17 protein-coding genes are annotated in these 17,162 nt (G+C 62.9%); 8 read left to right on the top strand and 9 right to left on the bottom strand.

All coding sequences use genetic code 11. The features are described from left to right. The first annotated feature begins 9 nt into the window (after window positions 1-9). From B7G52_RS09660 to crcB, 3 genes are read left to right on the top strand one after another with little or no spacing between them, the layout of a single operon-like run. Window positions 10-519: a TRAP transporter small permease gene (locus B7G52_RS09660; RefSeq protein WP_096697403.1), complete on the top strand. Its 510-nt coding sequence runs from the start codon at window positions 10-12 to the stop codon at window positions 517-519. Between the two features lie 7 nt (window positions 520-526). Beyond that, window positions 527-1,828, top strand: coding sequence for a TRAP transporter large permease (locus B7G52_RS09655; RefSeq protein ID WP_096697402.1), 1,302 nt, complete (start codon window positions 527-529; stop codon window positions 1,826-1,828). Window positions 1,829-1,871: 43 nt separating this feature from the next. Further along, a complete protein-coding gene (gene crcB / locus B7G52_RS09650) occupies window positions 1,872-2,261 on the top strand; it encodes a fluoride efflux transporter CrcB (RefSeq protein WP_096697458.1) in 390 nt (129 codons plus the stop codon). Window positions 2,262-2,732: 471 nt separating this feature from the next. On the opposite strand, the gene B7G52_RS09645 is transcribed toward crcB, so the two are convergent. The 3 genes from B7G52_RS09645 to B7G52_RS09635 all read right to left on the bottom strand — a co-directional run bounded on the left by B7G52_RS09645 (window position 2,733) and on the right by B7G52_RS09635 (window position 5,470). Then, a complete protein-coding gene (locus tag B7G52_RS09645) occupies window positions 2,733-3,692 on the bottom strand; it encodes a tripartite tricarboxylate transporter substrate binding protein (RefSeq protein ID WP_096697401.1) in 960 nt (319 codons plus the stop codon). Between the two features lie 134 nt (window positions 3,693-3,826). Beyond that, a complete protein-coding gene (locus B7G52_RS09640) occupies window positions 3,827-4,129 on the bottom strand; it encodes a hypothetical protein (RefSeq protein WP_096697400.1) in 303 nt (100 codons plus the stop codon). A gap of 3 nt (window positions 4,130-4,132) precedes the next feature. Next, the gene (locus tag B7G52_RS09635; protein ID WP_096697399.1) at window positions 4,133-5,470 is read right to left on the bottom strand and encodes an acyclic terpene utilization AtuA family protein; all 1,338 of its coding nucleotides are present in this window, start codon (window positions 5,468-5,470) and stop codon (window positions 4,133-4,135) included. Between the two features lie 191 nt (window positions 5,471-5,661). Between B7G52_RS09635 and B7G52_RS09630 the strand changes: the two genes are divergently transcribed. Further along, window positions 5,662-6,615 carry a LysR family transcriptional regulator gene (locus B7G52_RS09630; RefSeq protein ID WP_096697398.1) on the top strand — a complete coding sequence of 318 codons (954 nt, stop codon included), beginning with the start codon at window positions 5,662-5,664 and terminating at the stop codon, window positions 6,613-6,615. 474 nt (window positions 6,616-7,089) lie between these two features. On the opposite strand, the gene B7G52_RS09620 is transcribed toward B7G52_RS09630, so the two are convergent. The 4 genes from B7G52_RS09620 to B7G52_RS09605 form a co-directional block, all read right to left on the bottom strand. Continuing rightward, the gene (locus tag B7G52_RS09620) at window positions 7,090-7,851 is read right to left on the bottom strand and encodes an amino acid ABC transporter ATP-binding protein (protein ID WP_096697396.1); all 762 of its coding nucleotides are present in this window, start codon (window positions 7,849-7,851) and stop codon (window positions 7,090-7,092) included. 3 nt (window positions 7,852-7,854) lie between these two features. Then, the gene (locus B7G52_RS09615; RefSeq protein WP_096697395.1) at window positions 7,855-8,499 is read right to left on the bottom strand and encodes an amino acid ABC transporter permease; all 645 of its coding nucleotides are present in this window, start codon (window positions 8,497-8,499) and stop codon (window positions 7,855-7,857) included. Window positions 8,500-8,512: 13 nt separating this feature from the next. Beyond that, window positions 8,513-9,175 (bottom strand): amino acid ABC transporter permease, encoded by a 663-nt coding sequence (locus tag B7G52_RS09610; RefSeq protein WP_096697394.1) that lies wholly within the window; start codon window positions 9,173-9,175, stop codon window positions 8,513-8,515. 128 nt (window positions 9,176-9,303) lie between these two features. After that, window positions 9,304-10,101, bottom strand: coding sequence for a transporter substrate-binding domain-containing protein (locus B7G52_RS09605; protein WP_096697393.1), 798 nt, complete (start codon window positions 10,099-10,101; stop codon window positions 9,304-9,306). A 209-nt stretch (window positions 10,102-10,310) separates the two neighbouring features. Here B7G52_RS09605 and B7G52_RS09600 point away from each other — a divergent pair, with 209 nt between their 5' ends. From B7G52_RS09600 to B7G52_RS09585, 4 genes are all read left to right on the top strand, one after another. Then, a complete protein-coding gene (locus B7G52_RS09600) occupies window positions 10,311-11,168 on the top strand; it encodes a MurR/RpiR family transcriptional regulator (protein ID WP_096697392.1) in 858 nt (285 codons plus the stop codon). A 14-nt stretch (window positions 11,169-11,182) separates the two neighbouring features. After that, window positions 11,183-12,415, top strand: coding sequence for a diaminopropionate ammonia-lyase (locus B7G52_RS09595; protein WP_096697391.1), 1,233 nt, complete (start codon window positions 11,183-11,185; stop codon window positions 12,413-12,415). Further along, complete coding sequence (locus B7G52_RS09590; protein ID WP_096697390.1) at window positions 12,412-13,647, top strand: Zn-dependent hydrolase; 1,236 nt, start codon at window positions 12,412-12,414, stop codon at window positions 13,645-13,647. Before B7G52_RS09595 ends, B7G52_RS09590 begins: the two co-directional genes overlap by 4 nt. Window positions 13,648-13,727: 80 nt before the next feature. Next, window positions 13,728-14,690 (top strand): N-carbamoyl-D-amino-acid hydrolase, encoded by a 963-nt coding sequence (locus B7G52_RS09585; RefSeq protein ID WP_096697389.1) that lies wholly within the window; start codon window positions 13,728-13,730, stop codon window positions 14,688-14,690. A gap of 382 nt (window positions 14,691-15,072) precedes the next feature. Here the strand turns inward: B7G52_RS09585 and B7G52_RS09580 are convergent, their stop codons facing one another. Further along, window positions 15,073-16,098 (bottom strand): hypothetical protein, encoded by a 1,026-nt coding sequence (locus B7G52_RS09580; protein ID WP_096697388.1) that lies wholly within the window; start codon window positions 16,096-16,098, stop codon window positions 15,073-15,075. Between the two features lie 67 nt (window positions 16,099-16,165). Further along, window positions 16,166-16,438 (bottom strand): hypothetical protein, encoded by a 273-nt coding sequence (locus tag B7G52_RS09575; RefSeq protein WP_096697387.1) that lies wholly within the window; start codon window positions 16,436-16,438, stop codon window positions 16,166-16,168. Window positions 16,439-17,162: the final 724 nt, after the last annotated feature.

The following is a 17,162-nucleotide window of genomic DNA, read 5'->3' as shown; positions in this document are numbered from 1 at the left end:
ACCGCCGACATGCGCAAGCTGCTTGACGGCATGTACGACAGCGCCGCCGCCCTGGCGGCGCTTTTCATGGTGGGCCTGCTGGTCATGGTGCTGCTGTCCATCGTCAGCCGGCAGCTGCATTTCCACGTACCGGGCACCGATGCCTACGCGGGCTACCTGATGGCCGCCAGCGGCTTCCTCGCACTGGCGCACACCCTCAAACGCGGCGAGCACATCCGCGTCACCCTGCTGGTCAACGCCCTCAGCGGCCGCTGGAAAAAAGCGCTGGAACTCTGGGCCCTGGGCCTGGCCACGCTGCTGGCCCTGCTGTTTGCCGCCTACAGCTGCAAGCTGGCCTGGCAGTCGCGCGTGTTCAACGACATCTCCACCGGCAGTGACGCCACGCCACTGTGGATTCCGCAACTGGCCATGGCTTTTGGTGCCGTCATCCTGGTGGTGGCCTTCATGGACGAGCTGGTGCTCGAGATCCAGGGCCGCCGGATAACCCTCACCAGCAGCGAAGCGCTGCGCAACGAATAAGGACGCCATGAACGACCTGACCATCATGGCCCTGCTGGTGCTCTCCCTCTTTTTCATCCTGGGCACCGGCGTCTGGATTGGCCTGACGCTGTCGGGCGTGGCCTGGATAGGCATGCAGCTGTTCACCTCGCGCGTGGCCGGCGACGCCATGGCGGTCACCATCTGGGGGTCGGCGTCGAGCTGGACGCTGACCGCCCTGCCCCTGTTCATCTGGATGGGCGAAATCCTGTTTCGCACCCGGCTGTCGCAGGACATGTTCAAGGGCCTGGCGCCCTGGATGCAGGCCCTGCCGGGCCGGCTGCTGCACACCAATGTGGTGGGCTGCACGATTTTTGCGGCGGTATCGGGCTCGAGCGCGGCGACCTGCGCCACCATCGGCAAGATGACCTTGCCCGAACTCAAGCGCCGCGGTTACCCCGAACACATGATTGTCGGCACGCTGGCCGGCGCCAGCACCCTGGGCCTGCTGATCCCGCCATCCATCATCATGATTGTTTATGGCGTTTCGGCCGAGGTGTCGATCGCCAAGCTGTTCATTGCGGGCGTGCTTCCCGGCATCATGCTGGCCTTGCTGTTTTCGGGCTACATCGTGGTCTGGGCCCTGCGCAATCCCGGCCAGATCCCCCCGGCCGACGCCAAAACGACTTTTCTGCAAAAACTCTCGGCCTCACGCGCACTGATTCCCGTGGTACTGCTGATTGCCGCCGTGCTGGGCTCCATCTACTCCGGCATTGCCACGGCCACCGAGGCGGCGGCCATCGGCGTGGTGGGTGCCCTGGTCATCTCCGCGCTGCAGGGATCCATGAGCTGGGCCACCTTCCGCGAGGCCCTGATGGGCGCCACGCGGCTGTACTGCATGATCGCGCTGATCCTCGCCGGTGCGGCCTTTCTGACGCTGTCCATGGGCTACATCGGCCTGCCGCGCCACCTGGCCGAATGGATTGCCTCGCTGGGCCTGAGCCAGGGCCAGCTGATCCTGGCGCTGACCTTCTTCTTCATCGTGCTCGGCTGCTTTCTCGACGGCATCTCCATGGTCGTGCTGACCATGGGCGTGCTGATGCCGACCATCCAGAAAGCCGGCATCGACCCGATCTGGTTCGGCATCTTCATCGTGCTGGTGGTCGAGATGGCGCAGATCACGCCGCCGGTCGGCTTCAACCTGTTTGTGCTGCAGGGCATGACCGGCCGCGAACTGCCCTGGATCGCCAAGGTCACCCTGCCGATGTTTTTCCTGATGTGCGCCGCCGTTGCGCTGGTGTATGTGTTTCCCGGCATCGTCACCTGGCTGCCGGAGCAGATGAGCCGCTAGCGCCTGCCCCGCTCAACCCACGAAACCCACGAAACCCATGGCCATGTTCTACCCGGTCTTTGCCATCTGCATCGGCGCCTCTGTGGGCGCGCTGGCCCGCTGGGGCCTGGCGCTGTGGCTCACGCCCGGCGGCCTCATTCCCTGGGGCACGCTGGCCGCCAACCTGATTGGCGGCTACCTGATCGGCATCTGCCTGGCCATTTTCCAGTCCCTGCCGCAGCTCGACCCGGTCTGGCGCCTGATGCTGGTGACCGGCTTTCTGGGCGGGCTCACCACGTTTTCCTCCTTTTCCGCCGAAGTCGTCACCTTCCTGCTGGAAGAGCGCTACGGCCTGGCGCTGGGCACGGCCGCGTTGCATGTACTGGGCTCCCTGCTCATGACCGTGCTCGGCATCAAGACTGCTCTGTTTTTGATAGCTTACCGCGCCCAGTAGGCAAGGGCTGCAAGCCGATTTGGAATTGAAAAAGACGAAAGCCGCATATAGCGGCTTTCCATTTGGTGCATCTGACGACTATGAGCTCTGACCGGAACGACAGCGCCTGATAGGCAGCAGTGCGGTCTAGTCTAGTCGATTGGGATATGTTGGGATATGAGCTCTGACCGGAACCCCTTGAGGGGGCGGCAGGAGCCGCCCCCTCAAGGGGATGCGCACAGCGCGGTGTCTATCAAGAATCTCATCTCAAAAGTACGCCCCTAACTTGTGTTTTCTTGCGTTCAACCCAACAACTGCGACTGCATCTGTTCGGCTCGCTACTGACTGTCGCCGGCATCAAAAGCGCTCTGTTTTTGATAGCTTGCTGCGCCCAGTAGACAAGGGATGGAGGCCGATTATCCACATCCACCCGTGCCCGCGCCGACCGCGCTCACGCGGCGCAGGCGGGCCTGGTTGTGCCGGTCCGACGCCTTATTGCGGCTCGATCTTCGCGTCGCGGATGGCCTTGGCCCACTTCACCGTTTCCAGCTTGCTGCGCTGGGCCAGGGCTTCAGGCGTTCCGGGCTCGACCAGGAAGCCGATCGGTGCGAATTTTTCCTGCAGGTCCTTGCTCTGTGCCGCGGCATTGATGGCCTGGTTCAGTTTGGCAATGATGTCGGGCGGCGTGCCGGCCGGCGCAAACATGGCGAAGTAGGCGATCAGCTCATAGTCCTTCAGGCCCAGGGCTTCGTTGACCGTTGGCAGTTCCGGCACCGCGGGTGAGCGTTTGCTCGAAGTCACCGCCAGGCCGCGGACCTTGCCGCCCTTGACCTGCGGCAGCATGACGGCAAAGTCGGCGGTGAACATCATCACCTGGCCGCCGATGAGGTCGGTCATGGCCGCAGGACCACTTTTGTAGGGCACGTTGGTCATCTGGATGCCCGCCATGCCGGCCATCATTTCAGACGACACCAGTTGCGAGGTGCTGGCGCTGGCAAAAGTGACATGGCCCGGTTTGGCCTTGGCCAGGTCCACGAATTCGCGCAGGTTTTTGGCCGGCACGTCGTTGTTGACGGCCACGATCAGCGGCACCGAACCCATGTAGCCCAGCGGCGCAAAGGCCGTGTCCTGGTCGTAGGGGAGCTTTTTCATCAGGCTCTTGAGCGCGGCGTTGGTGCTGTTGGTTCCGATCAGGATGGTGTAGCCGTCCGGTGCAGCCTTGGCGACAGCATCGGCCCCCAGCATGCCGTTGACGCCGGCCTTGTTCTCGACCACGATGGTCTGCCCCAGCGTTTCCGACATCTTGGCCGCGAAAGCGCGTCCAATCTGGTCGGTGGCGCTGCCCGCCGCAAAGGGCACGATGGCCTTGATCGGCTTGTTCGGATACGCCTGGCCGAACGCGGCCAGGGAAAAACTGGCCGCAGCCGCGAAAAGAATCGACTTGCACTTCATGTTGATGTCTCCTGTTTAAAAATTGTTGAATGCGTTTACTTGCGACCGTTCGCCTTCGACCCCTTCGACGGCGCTCAGGACGGGCGGCTCAGCCCGAACGGCGGGGTGTCATGAATCACGAAAACATCCCTAGCTTATTCGATGGCCATGCCCAGAATGGCGGAGCTCAGGCATTTGCCATGTGCGTCCAGCGCCAGGGACCGGGTCACGCCCCCGTCCAGCGCGTCGTGCAGCACGAAGTTCAGGGCGCCCAGATGCGGCACCACATAACGCTCGACCTCGCCCTTGACGGTATCGGCGTAATACGCGCGCACCCGCTCCGCGGTGACGGCACGCTCGATCGCCGGGAAGTCCTTGAGGTCGTAGGCGATCACGGAAATGATGGACCGGTTGCCCTTGTCGCCGGTACGGGTGTGGGCTATCTCGCGCAGCAGCATTTTTTAAAGCTCCATCATGGTGACTGAGGTCTGAACCAGGTCGCGCGGCACCAGGGTGGACGCCGCGGCGATCACCTCGCGGACCGACTTCGTGACACCACCGCCCCCGGCCGGCCCGTTGAGGTACATGGCTTCGACCTCGTTGGCCACACGCTCCGCCTCTTTCAGGGTGGCAACACGCATGGCCACACGCGCCCGGACTTCATAAGGCGTGTGGCCGGCGGACAGGGTCTGGCCATGCATGGCGTTGACCCCGATGAGTTCATAACGGCTGTCGAGCGCCTGGATGTCCGAGGCTTCCAGGCGCTGCTTCAGGACGTCCAGCGCCAGCCGGCCCCGCGCCTCGGCCCCCAGGCCCGCGTAGGAAATCTGCCCTTCCCCGATGAAGCCGTCGCGGTAACCCACGGTGACCTTCAGCGTTGGCGGGCGCTGATGTCCTTGGGCGCCCTCGATCCGCACGCGGTCAGGGCCGACCTGGGTCAGCGTGACCTTGGAAAAGTCCGCCACTACATCGGGCTGCAGGTAGCTGGCGGGGTTTTCAACTTCATACAGCAGTTGCGCCGCGCAGGTGGCGGTGGTGACGCAGCCGCCCGAACCGGTCACCTTGGTGATGATGGCGCTCCCGTCGGCCGATACCTCCGCCAAGGGAAACCCCAGGCGGGCCAGGTCGGGCACATCGCGGTAACCGGGGTCGGCAAAATATCCGCCGGTCACCTGCCCGGCGCATTCCAGCAGATGGCCCACCACCGTGCCCTGGCCCATCTTCTGCCAGTCCGACATGGACCAGTCGAACTCATGGATGAGCGGCGCAAGAAACAGGGCCGGGTCGGCGACCCGCCCGGTGATGACCACGTCCGCGCCCAGACGCAGCGCCCGCACCAGGGCCTCGGCACCGAGATAGGCATTGGCCGACAACACGGCACTGCCCAGGGACTGCAGCGGTGCGCCGCTTTCCAGCAGGGTCAGGTCCTGGTCCTGCAGGCCGGGCAACACGTCGTCGCCCTGGACCACCGCCACCTTCAGGCGGTCCAGCCCCAGCTCGCGCGCGATGCGGATGACTTCCTGCCCGGCCGCCTGCGGGTTGGCGGCCCCCATGTTGGTGATGATCTTCACCCCTCTGCCGGCGCAGGCCAGCAGCACCGCCTCCATGCGGTCCCGCAGCAGGGGGTCGAAGCCCAGACGCGCGTCCTTGCTGCGCTCGAGCTGGGCCAGGGCGATGGTGCGCTCGGCCAGGCACTCGAACACCAGGTAGTCGAGGTCCCCCTTTTCCGCCAGCTCCACGGCGGGGGGAATGCGGTCGCCCGAGTAGCCGGCGCCGGCACCGATGCGGATAGTCTTCATGAAGGGGCTTTCACAGGGAACGCGATGTTGAAGCAAGGTGTGACTGGTCACGCCAGACGGACTATGGCGCAAGCCGGGCCGCCTGTGAATTCCAAATTCCGGATGAGACTCAAAGGAAAACCGAATCAATCGGCCCGGCGGGCCGGCGCCTCGGGGCTGGCCCGCGGCATCCTTGGGTATCATCCGCACGGATGAACCTGTCCACACGTCAACTGCGTGCTTTCCTGGCACTGGCTGACCTGCGCAGCTTCACACGCGCCGCCGAGCAAATGCATTTGTCCCAGCCCGCCTTCAGCTCCCTGATCCGTTCACTGGAAGACACGCTGGCCGCCAGGCTGTTTGACCGCGACACCCGCAAAGTTGACCTGACCGCAGCCGGCGGGCGCTTTGAACGCGCCGCACGCGACGTGGTGTCGCACTTCGACGATGTCATGGGCAGCGTTTGCCGCGACCTCAGCATCGTGGACCGCGTGGCGGTCGCCGGCATCCCGTCGCTGTGCGCGCGCTTCCTGCCGGTGGTGGTGGCCGACTACCGGCGCAAACACCCGGCCATCGACATCGAGGTGGTCGATGCCCTGCCCCAGCCCTGCGTGGACCTGGTGCGGGAAGGCAAGGTGGACCTGGCCCTGTCCACCATCGACGCAAAAGACGCCGACATCCACAAGGAACTGCTGTGCCTTGACCGCTTCTACGTCGTCTGCAGGAAAGACCACGTGCTCGCCGGCAAGGCGGCCATCACGATTGAAGAGCTGGTGCAGTTTCCGTTTATCCACTTCACGACGACCACACGCCTGCGCCACCAGATCGACGCGGCCTTGCGGCCGCACAAACCCAACACGGTGATGGAAGTCGAACGGCTGGAGGCGGTGCGGGGTCTGGTGGAGAGCGGGGTCGGCATCAGCCTGGTGCCGAGCCTGACGCTGTCCCACTTCACCAGCAGCCAGATTGCCATCAAGCCGCTGGCCGCACCCGGCATCGTCCGCGAGGTGTTTCTGCTGCGGGCGCAGGGACGCGTACCCTCCGCCGCAGCCGATGCCCTGGCCGAACCCATCAGAAAACAGATGCAGTCGCTGCTGCAGCCTGGCAGCCTCGAACTCGATTATGAAAAGCTGGCCGCCCTGGTGCCGGACCTGAAAGACTATTGAGACTTCAATAACTCATCAGAGGCAATTTACGACCGTTCGCCCTGAGCTTGGCCTGTCCTGAGCTTGTCGAAGGATCGAAGGGCCCTTCGTCAAGCTCAGGACAGGCTTCGACAGGCTCAGCCCGAACGGTGTGGTGTCATGACTGATGAAAACATCACCGCCCTCCGGCGCCGCCCTTGCCTGTTTCTTGAGCAAGCCCGGCAGAACCAGCATTGGCGCGGCATTCGAGAGTTGTTCAGGCCCTTATCCACAGCCTAGACAACAGGGCGTGGGGGTAACTTGAGGGGGGCGCTGATGCGGAACCGCAGCTCCAACCGTCTTTACCGATCACGGCTGAACCGGCCGAAACGCTCCTGTTTTGATAGCTGCTTGCGCTCACGACATAAGGACAGAAGGCCTTTTTTCTTATAAAGATCATCTGCCCCATGCTGTGTTTCGAACAACACCAGCCCCACCAACCGAGGCTTTCCGCGATCAGTCGTGCAAGACAGCCAGAAACTGCCGCAGCTCGGGCGTCTGGGGGCGGTTGAAAATTTCGTCCGGCGTGCCCGCTTCGTGAATCAGCCCCTGGTGCATGAACACCACGCGGTCGCTCACCTTGCGGGCAAAGGCCATTTCATGGGTGACCAGAATCAGCGTCATGCCCTCGTTGGCCAGCATCTCCACCACCTGCAGCACTTCGCCGACCAGTTCCGGGTCCAGGGCCGAGGTGATCTCATCGCACAACAGCACCGTGGGGTCCATGGCCAGCGCACGCGCAATGGCCACGCGCTGCTGCTGCCCGCCCGAGAGTTGATCGGGCATGCGGTCAAACAGGCTGCCCAGTCCCACACGTTCGAGCAGCGCCTGGGCACGCGTGCGCGCTTCTTCCCTGGGCAAGCCCTTGACCAGCGTAGGCGCCAGCATCACATTGCGCCCGGCGCTCAGGTGGGGAAAGAGGTTGAAGCTCTGGAAAATCATGCCGACCTGCTGGCGCAACTCGCGCATGGCGTTGGCGTCGCTGTGTTGCAGGGCCTGGCCGTCCACGGCCAGGTTGCCGCGCTCGAAGGTCTCCAGCCCGTTGATGCAGCGCAGCAAGGTGCTCTTGCCCGAGCCGCTCTTGCCGATGATGCAGACCACTTCCTTGCGCCCGACCTGCAGGTCGATGCCCTTGAGCACTTCGGTGGCGCCAAAACTCTTGTGCAGGCCCCGGATGTCGACCAGTGCAAACGGGGGATTAGGTGATGGTGGGGTCATAAATCAGGCCAGACGGCGGTTTTCCAGCCGCTGGCTCCACCACGACAGCGGGTAGCACAGGGCAAAGTACAAAAGGCCGACAAAGGTGTAGGCCAGAAAGGGTTGGTAGGTGGCGTTGGAGATCATCTGGCCGGCCTTGGTCAGCTCGACAAACCCGATGACCGAGGCCAGCGCCGTGCCCTTGATGATCTGCACCAGAAAGCCCACCGTGGGTGCAATGGCCACGCGCAGCGCCTGCGGCAGGATCACATGGCGCATCTGCTGCGTGAAATTCAGCGCCAGGGTGGTGGAGGCTTCCCACTGGCCTTTCGGAATGGCGTTGACACAACCGCGCCAGATTTCAGTCAGGTAGGCACTCGCATACAGGGTGAGGCAAATCGCCGCGGACACCAGCGGCGAGGTGTCCATGCCCAGCAGGGCCAGGCCAAAGTACACCAGAAACAGTTGCATCAGCAGCGGCGTGCCTTGAAAAATCTGCACGTACCAGGCCACCGCCGTGGCCGCGCCGCGCACCTTGGCAAACCGCAGCAAGAGCAGGCCCATGCCCACCAGCCCGCCACCAACGAAGGCAATCAGCGAGAGCGCCACCGTCCAGCGCAGGGCGCCGAGCAAAAAGGTAAAAATATCCCAGAGCGAAAACTGAACCATGGTTGCGTGCCCGTTAGCGGCTGGAAAAAAGGAAGCGCGGTCCGGCCCAGTACAGCAGCTGCCGCACGCCAATCGCCAGCAGCAGATAGACCACGGTGACGATGATGTAAGACTCGAAACTGCGGAACGTGCGGCTGGAGATGAGATTGGCCGCCTGCGAGAGTTCTTCCGCCGAGATCTGCCCGCAGACCGCCGACCCCAGCATCACAATGATGATCTGGCTCACCAGCGCCGGCCAGATGCGCGCCAGTGCCGGGGGCAGCACCACGCGCGAGAAGGTTTGCCAGGGCGACAGCGCCAGGCTCATGGCGGCTTCCAGCTGACCCCTGGGCGTGGACTGCAGGCCGGCACGCACGATCTCGCAGGCATAGGCCCCCAGGTTCAACACCATGGCCAGCACGCTTGCCATTTCCACCGACAGGCGCACACCCAGCGAAGGCAGGCCAAAGAAGATAAAGAACAACTGGATGATGAAGGGCGTGTTGCGCATCAGCTCCACATAGGCACCCACCCCCCGTTTCAGGACCGAGCCGCCATGCAGCCGGGCCCAGGCACACGCCGTGCCCACCACGACACCGAGCACCGCCGAAACGGCGGTGAGCGCCACCGTCAGGCCCAGCCCGCGCAGCAGCATGGGCCACTGTTCCAGCACGGTGACAAAGTTGAATTCAATCATGGTGGTTCAGGAATGTTGCTGAAGCGATGCACCCACTCCGTTCGGGCTGAGCTTGTCGAAGCCCTTCGACAGGCTCAGGGCGAACGGGCATGAGATTCGTGTCTTGTTTTATGAAACGCCCAACAGCCTTAATCAGGCAACACGCCGGTGCCGCGGCCCAGCCATTTTTGCGAATACTGCTCCAGCGTGCCATCGGCCTTGGCGGCGCGCAGGATTTCATTCACTTTGTTCAGCAGCGCGGTTTCACCCTTGCGCACGCCGATGAAGTTGGGCGAGTCTTTCAGCAGCAGCTTGTACTCGGCCTGCACCTGCGGGTTCTTCTGCACTGCAGCCGCGGCCACGGCGGCGCCGGTGGCCAGCAACTGGGTTTGCTGGGAGATGAAGGCGGCGACGGTGGTGGCATCGTCCTCGAAGCGCTGGATTTTCAGCGTGGGAGGAGCCACCTTTTGCAGCACGTCGTCCTGGATGGTGCCGCGGGTCACGGCAATGCTCTTGCCGGCCAGGTCGTCAAAACTCTTGATGCTCAGCGCCTTGGGGCCGAACACGGCCTGGAAGAACGGGGCGTAGGCCACGGTGAAGTCGATCACCTTCTCGCGCTCCGGGTTCTTGCCCAGGGCCGAGACGATCAGGTCAATCTTCTTGGTCTGCAGATAGGGGATGCGGTTGGGTGTGCTCACCGGCACAAACTCGGCCTTCACGCCCAGCTTGTCGGCGATCAGTTGCGCTGTGGCCACGTCCACGCCGGTGAGTTTGAAGTCCGCGCCCATGTAGCCATAAGGCGGAAAGTCGGAGGCGACGCCCAGGGCAATCGACTTCTTGGCCAGCACGGTCGAGAGGGATTCATCCGCCGCGTGGGCCGGCGTGGCCACGATCAGGACGGCGCTGGCAAACAGGCCAGCCAGAGTGGAGAGTGCTTTGAATTTCATGGAAGGGTTCCTGTAAAGATGATGGGGGGACCCCACCTCTTTCGCAAAATGTATGCCACCTGTTTCGCATGGCATTGCCCTTGCAAACAGAGGCCGGACAATATGAAATATGTGTTTCTTAACCATAAATCCATGAAAAATATGTTTCACAATGGTGCATACGCTCTCTTTTGGGGGCATCGGCACCAAAACCTCTCAGCCGCTCTGCCATGACCAAGGCCAAGACCATCCCCCTGCGCGAACGGATTCAGGCGCACTACTCGGCGCTGTCCCTGGTGGACCGCAAACTGGCCGACGTGGTGCTGGCCCACGAGAAGGACCTGCTCGCCTACAGCGCCACCGAGCTGGCGGCGCTGGCCGGTGTCTCCAAGGCCAGCACGGCGCGTTTCTTCAAACGCCTGGGCTTTGCCGACTTCCAGGCCTTCCGGCAGCACCAGCGCAACGGCACACCCCAGCCCTCGCCGCTGTACCGCATGGCACAGCAGGGCACCAGTGCCAGCCCGCTGCAACACCACATGGCGCAAGACGTCCAGCAATTGCAGGCCCTGGCCGACAGCGTGACCGATTCCAGCGTGCAGCAGGCGGCCAGACTGCTGGCGGGCGCGCCCCGCGTCTGGGTGGTCGGTTACCGCAACGGCTACATGGCGGCGTCCTATGCGCGGGCGCTGCTGTCGCAGATGCGCGCCGAGGTCCATCTGCTCAATGAAGGCACGGGTGAAGACGCCGAACTGCTGGCCGAAATCCAGCCGAACGACGTGCTGCTGGCCATGGACTTTCGCCGCCGCACCCGCCGCCTGTCCCAGGTGGTGGGCATTGCCTGTGATGCCGGCGCCGCACTGGTGCTGGTGAGCGATGCCCGCGTGTCGGCGCTGGCGGCGCGGGCCCAGGCCCTGTTCATTTGCCCGCCGCAGGACGAGCCGATTTTTGACTCCTATGTGAGCGCCATCAGCCTCATCAACTACCTGGCCACCGCCACGCTGGCCCAGTTGCCCAAAAAAGCCCGCGCCCGCATGGCCGCCATCGAACAAGTCCATGCGCAACTGGCCGACCTTGAATCTCCTCTCTGAACCCTCCCACCCCCATGAACGCTTTAGCTCAACACCCCTTCACCCTGCTGCCCAATCCCCGCTTTCAACCCGGCGAGCCCTATGGTGCGCACCGCAGCACGCTGCTCAGCACGGCGGCCCTGGAGCAAGCCAGGGCCGTCATCACCTCCTGGTCCGGCTACGCGCAAACGCCCTTGTGTTCCCTGTCCGGGCTCGCCCGCACCGCAGGTGTGGCCAGCATCCACTACAAGGACGAAGGCTCGCGTTTCGGCCTGGGCAGCTTCAAGGCACTGGGCGGGGCTTACGCCGTGGCTCGCCTGCTGTGCCGCGAAATGGGCCAGCGCCTGGGCCGCAGCGTGAGCCACGCCGAGCTGCAGAGCGACCCCGCGCTGCGCCAGGCCTGTGCCGACATCACCGTCACCTGCGCCACCGACGGCAACCACGGCCGCTCGGTCGCCTGGGGCGCGCAAATGCTGGGTTGCCGCTGTGTCATCTACATTCACGCCACCGTGAGCGAGGGTCGCAAGGAAGCGATTGCCCGCTACGGCGCGCAGGTGGTGCGCACTACCGGCAATTACGACGATGCGGTGCAGCAGGCCGACCGCGATGCCAGGGCCAATGGCTGGTTTGTCATTTCCGACACCTCCTACCCCGGCTACATGGACATCCCGCGCGACGTGATGCAAGGCTACCAGCTCATGGTGCACGAGGCCGTCAGCGCCCTGCCGCAATGGCCCACACATGTCTTCGTGCAGGCGGGCGTGGGGGGTTTTGCGGCAGCGGTGTGTGCGTATTTCTGGGAGCGCGACACCGGGCAACGCCCGGTGTTTGTGGTGGTGGAGCCCGAGCGTGCCGACTGCCTGCTGCAAAGCGCGCGCGCCGGCGCCGTGGTCGCGGTCAAGGGCGATCTGGACACCTTGATGGCCGGCCTGGCCTGTGGCGAGGTGTCCCTGCTGGCCTGGGACTTCCTGGCCACCGGCGCCAATGCGTTTTGCACCATCCCGGATGCCGCCGCCGTCGATGTTATGCGCCTGCTGGCCAGCCCGCAGGGTGGCGACCCAACCATCGTGGCCGGCGAGTCCGCCGTGGCGGGCCTGGCTGCGGCCCTGCTCACGGCGCAAGACCCCGCCGCCCGCGCCTCGCTGGGCCTGGGGCCGGACAGCCGCGTGTTGCTGTTCGGCAGCGAGGGCGACACCGACCCTGCCCTGTACCAGCAACTGGTAGGCCGCAGCGCCGCCCAGGTGCTGCAGGACGGAGCGGCCGCATGACCGCCCCACAGATCAATGGCCCGCGTCTGCTGGAGAGCCTGCAGGCGCTGGGCCAGATCGGCGCGCTGCCCGGTGGCGGCGTCAACCGCCTGGCCTTGACCGATGCCGACCGCCAGGGCCGCGACTGGACGGCGGCGCGCATGCATGCGCTGGACATGCACGTGGAGGTGGACGCCATTGGCAACATCATTGGCACCTTCCCCGGCACCGAGGAGGGACCCCCGGTGATGATGGGCTCACACATCGACACCGTGCGTACCGGCGGTTTGTACGACGGCAACTACGGTGTGCTGGCCGGTCTGGAAGTGGTGGCCACCTTGCGCGAGGCGGGCCTGCCAACCCGCCGCCCGCTGGCCGTGGCCGTGTTCACCAACGAAGAAGGCGCGCGCTTCCAGCCCGACATGATGGGCAGCCTGGTCTATGTCGGCGGCCTGCCGCTGCCAGACGCACTCGCCACCTGTGATGCCGACGGCGTGTCGGTGCAGGCCGAGCTGCAGCGCATCGGCTACCAGGGCACGGCCCCCGTGGGCGCGCCGGTGGTGGACAGCTTTGTGGAGCTGCACATCGAGCAAGGCCCGGTGTTGGAACAGATGGGCCTGCAGATCGGCGTGGTCGAAGGCGTGCAAGGCATCTCGTGGACCGAGTTCACGGTGGAAGGCCAGTCCAACCACGCCGGCACCACACCCATGGCGCTGCGCCACGATGCCGCACTGGTGGCTGCACAAGTGGCGGTGTTTGTGCGCGAGCTCAGTGCGCGCATGGGTGGCCGCCAACTGGCCACCGTGGGCGCCCTGCGGCTCAGCCCCAACCTGATCAACGTCATCGCGCAAAAAGCCGTGTTCACCGTGGACCTGCGCAACACCGACAGCGCCGCGCTGGCACAGGCCGAGGCGGACCTGCACGCCTATGTACAGCAAGCAGCCCGGGCCGAAGGCGTGCGCATCTCCTCACGCGCACTGGCCCGTTTTGAGCCGGTGGACTTTGACCCCATGGTGGTGGACCTGGTGGAGCAGCACGCGCAGGCCCTGGGCTGCAGCCACCAGCGCATGCCCAGCGGTGCCGGGCACGACGCGCAAATGCTGGCCCGTGTCTGCCCCAGCGCCATGATTTTTGTGCCCAGCGCAGGCGGCCTGAGCCACAACGTGCGCGAGCACACCGAGCCTGCCGACCTGCAGCGCGGCGCACAGCTGCTGCTGCAGGTGGTGCTGGCGCTGGCCAATCGCCCCGCGTAATGCCGGCGCCCATGCCCTCCTCCCTCCGTTCGGGCTGAGCCGTCGAAGCCTGCCTTTTTTCAACCTTTACCCGTTCACTTATGCCCCGCTATCTCAACGTCGCCCTCGGCCAGCTCGGCCCCATCCAGCGCGCCGACTCGCGCACCCAGGTGGTGGCCCGCCTCTGCGATCTCATGCGCCAGGCCCACGCCGTGGGTGCGCAGCTCATCGTTTTTCCCGAACTGGCGCTGACCACCTTCTTCCCGCGCTGGTACATCGAGGACGAGGCCGAGATCAACAGCTTCTTCGAGCAGTCCATGCCCAACGCCGCGACGCAGCCGCTGTTCGACCTGTCGCGGGAGCTGGGCGTGGGCTTCTACCTGGGTTATGCCGAGCTGGCGCAAGAGGCCACGGGTACGGCGCGCTACAACACCTCCATCCTGGTGGACCGCAGCGGCAACATCGTGGCCAAGTACCGCAAGGTGCACCTGCCGGGCCACAAGGAGCACGAGCCCTGGCGGCGCTTTCAGCACCTGGAAAAGCGCTACTTCACCCCCGGCCCCGGGTGGGGCGTGACGCAGGCCTTTGGCGGCGTCATGGGCATGGCTCTGTGCAACGACAGGCGCTGGGCCGAGACCTACCGCGTGATGGGCCTGCAAGGCGTGGAAATGGTGCTGATCGGCTACAACACCCCGGTGCACAACGCGCCGGCGCCGGCGCATGACGACCTGTCCCTGTTCCACAACCAGCTGTCCCTGCAGGCCGGCGCCTACCAGAACGGCACCTGGGTGGTGGGCGTGGCCAAGGCCGGTCTGGAAGAAGGCGTGGACAGCATAGGCGGCAGCTGCATCGTCGCCCCGTCCGGCGAAGTGGTGACGCGCTGCCTGACCAAGGACGACGAGATGGCCATCGCCCGCTGCGACCTGGATTTTTGCGCCGTCTACAAACGCACCACCTTCAACTTCGACCTGCACCGGCAACCTCATGCCTACGGCCTGATCGTCGAGCGCAAGGGTGAGACGCTGGCCGCCGACGGCTCACCGCTGCAGCTGCCTGTTTCTTGAGCATGCCGCGCATCGCCAGCCCCGGCGCGGCATTTGCGGGTTGTTCAGGACCTTATCCACAGCCTAGGCACAGGGTGTGGGGGTAACTTTCGGGGCGGTCGCCGGGGTGCGGGCCGCACCTCGCGTCTGCTTGAGCGGCCAGGTTGAATCAGCTGGATTGCTCTTGTTTTGATAGCTGCTTGCTCTTTCTGAATAAGGGCTGTAGGCCTTAGTTGCATCCAAAAGAGCTGCCGATGCTGAGCGTTGAGCAACACGCGGGCGTGGTTCGCGGCCCGCATCAGACTGACTGCGGACACTCGGGACAGCCGACAGCAGTCGCGTCCGCTCGATGGAAATGTTAGACGTCTTCACTTTAGGTGTTTGGTAATCCACTCGTGTAGGGCTAATCGTGCCATTCAGAGAAGTGAGTGTTCTGTATGCGCTCCATGGTGCGTTGGAATGCTTGAACACTCGCACCTTCTTTGAACAGCCTAGTAAATACTTGCTTGCTAGCCCGTGCATCTCGTACCTCGGCAATTGCACGGACAATCCGCAGCCGAAGCTGGGTCAGAACGAAGGCCTGTTCGCGACTGTTGTGTAAATTGAGCCGTGCATTGATGTGCCATGGCTCCACAAGCTCGCAAGACTCGGGGTCGAGAGTGAGATATCTAGAGCGCTCGTAGCCCAGTAGTGGTCTGCCGAGATGAGTCACTTCAAATCTCTGGCAGGGTATGCCGTAGCTGACGGCCTTGGTCGGCCATAGAATATTTATCGGAAGTGTATTGGCATGCTTATAGATTTTGACGAGCTGCGGTGGGCCGCCGATGTCTTCAATAGATGTATCGCGAATTACATCCATCAGGATAGTCAACGGCTCCCAATCAAGCCGCTTTAGAGATCGATGGGGGGCGAGTTGTATACATCGAACGAGAGTATCCAGTGCAAGCTTCTCGTTCTTGGGGCTATCGCTCATAAAGACGAAGTCCCCACTTTTCCTGGCAGAGTGGGCGTTGAATTCTCCAGTCTTCAGATCAAAGCGGAATGTCCAGATGCGGAATGCACTTGTCTTCCAAGAGTAGCCTGCCAGAAGAAACTTGAAAGCGCGATTAGTTCCATCTTTGCTCGGAAGATCCACAACTTTTGACCTCAGTGACTCGATCGTCTTCTCGATGTGAGATTTAAGGTGAACTATGTCCAGTATGCGGGATTTTGTTTCTTCATGACCATCCAGACTAGCCTTTATCTGCAAGAGTATTGGGTACGCGACGAGAGTTGGGCCGCAGTATGCGATTACCGCGTCTTGCCGCTCAAGTCTGAAAATCTTGGGCGCGTGATCGAGCGTGATCCCGCCGGTTAATCGACTGTCACTCGCAACGACAAGCTCTTCGCCTCCCGGCGTTACTCGAACCCAAGCCGCTACTAAAGTCATGGGAGTCCTCGGAGGCGAAAAGCGTCGCTCATAAGCCTTAACGGCCGCTCGATGAAAGGGTTAGGCGTCACTTCTTACGCTGTGCCAAGAGCTGCTGGTACTCGACAGACATCTTGTCCATGTACTCGAGCGCAGCCTTGTATTGCTTGGAATGAAACTCCATTAGTTTGTCATATTGATCGGCCGCAAGTGCGAAAGGCATCCCTGCACTACGTATCGAGTCCATCAGGATCTTCTGGGACTTCATAACCAGGTCCCATGCCTCGTGGGCCTGTAGTGCGGCAGTTCTCGACTGCTCCCAGAGAGTCTTGGCGAGTTCGGTTTGAGTTTGGTTGATCATGAACTTTCTCCTTTGCGATGCACGAGTTGAGGTTCGCGACGCCTAACGTAATATATACCGCAAGGTGTTGCGATATAACGTGGCGGCTTCAACTACAAAAACTAGCATTTTTAGTTGTCTCATTTGGAAAGTTCGCTCCATTAAAAATAGCGACGAACCCGGCAACTTATGTTGTGGTTTAAACAGCCCCCCGTTTGAGGGGCCGCCGAAATACCGCTCTCGCTGCAATCCGGGTCCACAACTTTCCCCAGACCTGACGTTCAATTTTGGCAGCCAGGTTCCATGAGAACTCAACGACTCCTGCAGGCTGATTGGGGACTATCTGCATCGCTATGTCGCAGCGATCTTTGACCTCAAGCAGTCACTAGCATTTGTCTGGATTGATGCTATTGGTTCGAGCTTTGATTCGTACATTGGCCAAGGCGATGCTGATAACTTGGAATTCGAGCTCTTGGTTTTTTGAGTAGGCAGCCAAGCCAAATCGGTGAGCTCGCAGTGGCTTCTGGGCAAGAGCAGAGGACTGGTTACTTACTTGTCGTGACAGACTGAAGTTTCGGCAGTTTCCATGCTGCGGACCCCCCCGCGTCACAATAGTTGTCGCCCCGATAGAACCTAAAACCCAGGGGACGGCGATGAAGGATAGAAGTGGCTCGATACGGACAAGCATTCAAGGACCGTGCAGTAGCACGGTTGTTGCCGCCTGAAAGCGCGGCGGTGGAAGAAG

Origin of the sequence: Polaromonas sp. AER18D-145 (genome assembly GCF_002379095.1) — a bacterium.
Taxonomy (GTDB): Bacteria; Pseudomonadota; Gammaproteobacteria; order Burkholderiales; family Burkholderiaceae_C; genus Polaromonas.
This window is presented reverse-complemented; position numbering and strand designations above follow the sequence as displayed.

What these genes read in the sequence shown, in the direction of transcription:
- B7G52_RS09660 (WP_096697403.1), top strand. Translation starts at nt 10, where the DNA reads ATGCGCAAGCTGCTTGACGGCATGTACGACAGCGCCGCCGCCCTGGCG.
- B7G52_RS09655 (WP_096697402.1), top strand. Translation starts at nt 527, where the DNA reads ATGAACGACCTGACCATCATGGCCCTGCTGGTGCTCTCCCTCTTTTTC.
- crcB (WP_096697458.1), top strand. Translation starts at nt 1,872, where the DNA reads ATGTTCTACCCGGTCTTTGCCATCTGCATCGGCGCCTCTGTGGGCGCG.
- B7G52_RS09645 (WP_096697401.1), bottom strand. Translation starts at nt 3,692, where the DNA reads ATGAAGTGCAAGTCGATTCTTTTCGCGGCTGCGGCCAGTTTTTCCCTG.
- B7G52_RS09640 (WP_096697400.1), bottom strand. Translation starts at nt 4,129, where the DNA reads ATGCTGCTGCGCGAGATAGCCCACACCCGTACCGGCGACAAGGGCAAC.
- B7G52_RS09635 (WP_096697399.1), bottom strand. Translation starts at nt 5,470, where the DNA reads ATGAAGACTATCCGCATCGGTGCCGGCGCCGGCTACTCGGGCGACCGC.
- B7G52_RS09630 (WP_096697398.1), top strand. Translation starts at nt 5,662, where the DNA reads ATGAACCTGTCCACACGTCAACTGCGTGCTTTCCTGGCACTGGCTGAC.
- B7G52_RS09620 (WP_096697396.1), bottom strand. Translation starts at nt 7,851, where the DNA reads ATGACCCCACCATCACCTAATCCCCCGTTTGCACTGGTCGACATCCGG.
- B7G52_RS09615 (WP_096697395.1), bottom strand. Translation starts at nt 8,499, where the DNA reads ATGGTTCAGTTTTCGCTCTGGGATATTTTTACCTTTTTGCTCGGCGCC.
- B7G52_RS09610 (WP_096697394.1), bottom strand. Translation starts at nt 9,175, where the DNA reads ATGATTGAATTCAACTTTGTCACCGTGCTGGAACAGTGGCCCATGCTG.
- B7G52_RS09605 (WP_096697393.1), bottom strand. Translation starts at nt 10,101, where the DNA reads ATGAAATTCAAAGCACTCTCCACTCTGGCTGGCCTGTTTGCCAGCGCC.
- B7G52_RS09600 (WP_096697392.1), top strand. Translation starts at nt 10,311, where the DNA reads ATGACCAAGGCCAAGACCATCCCCCTGCGCGAACGGATTCAGGCGCAC.
- B7G52_RS09595 (WP_096697391.1), top strand. Translation starts at nt 11,183, where the DNA reads ATGAACGCTTTAGCTCAACACCCCTTCACCCTGCTGCCCAATCCCCGC.
- B7G52_RS09590 (WP_096697390.1), top strand. Translation starts at nt 12,412, where the DNA reads ATGACCGCCCCACAGATCAATGGCCCGCGTCTGCTGGAGAGCCTGCAG.
- B7G52_RS09585 (WP_096697389.1), top strand. Translation starts at nt 13,728, where the DNA reads ATGCCCCGCTATCTCAACGTCGCCCTCGGCCAGCTCGGCCCCATCCAG.
- B7G52_RS09580 (WP_096697388.1), bottom strand. Translation starts at nt 16,098, where the DNA reads ATGACTTTAGTAGCGGCTTGGGTTCGAGTAACGCCGGGAGGCGAAGAG.
- B7G52_RS09575 (WP_096697387.1), bottom strand. Translation starts at nt 16,438, where the DNA reads ATGATCAACCAAACTCAAACCGAACTCGCCAAGACTCTCTGGGAGCAG.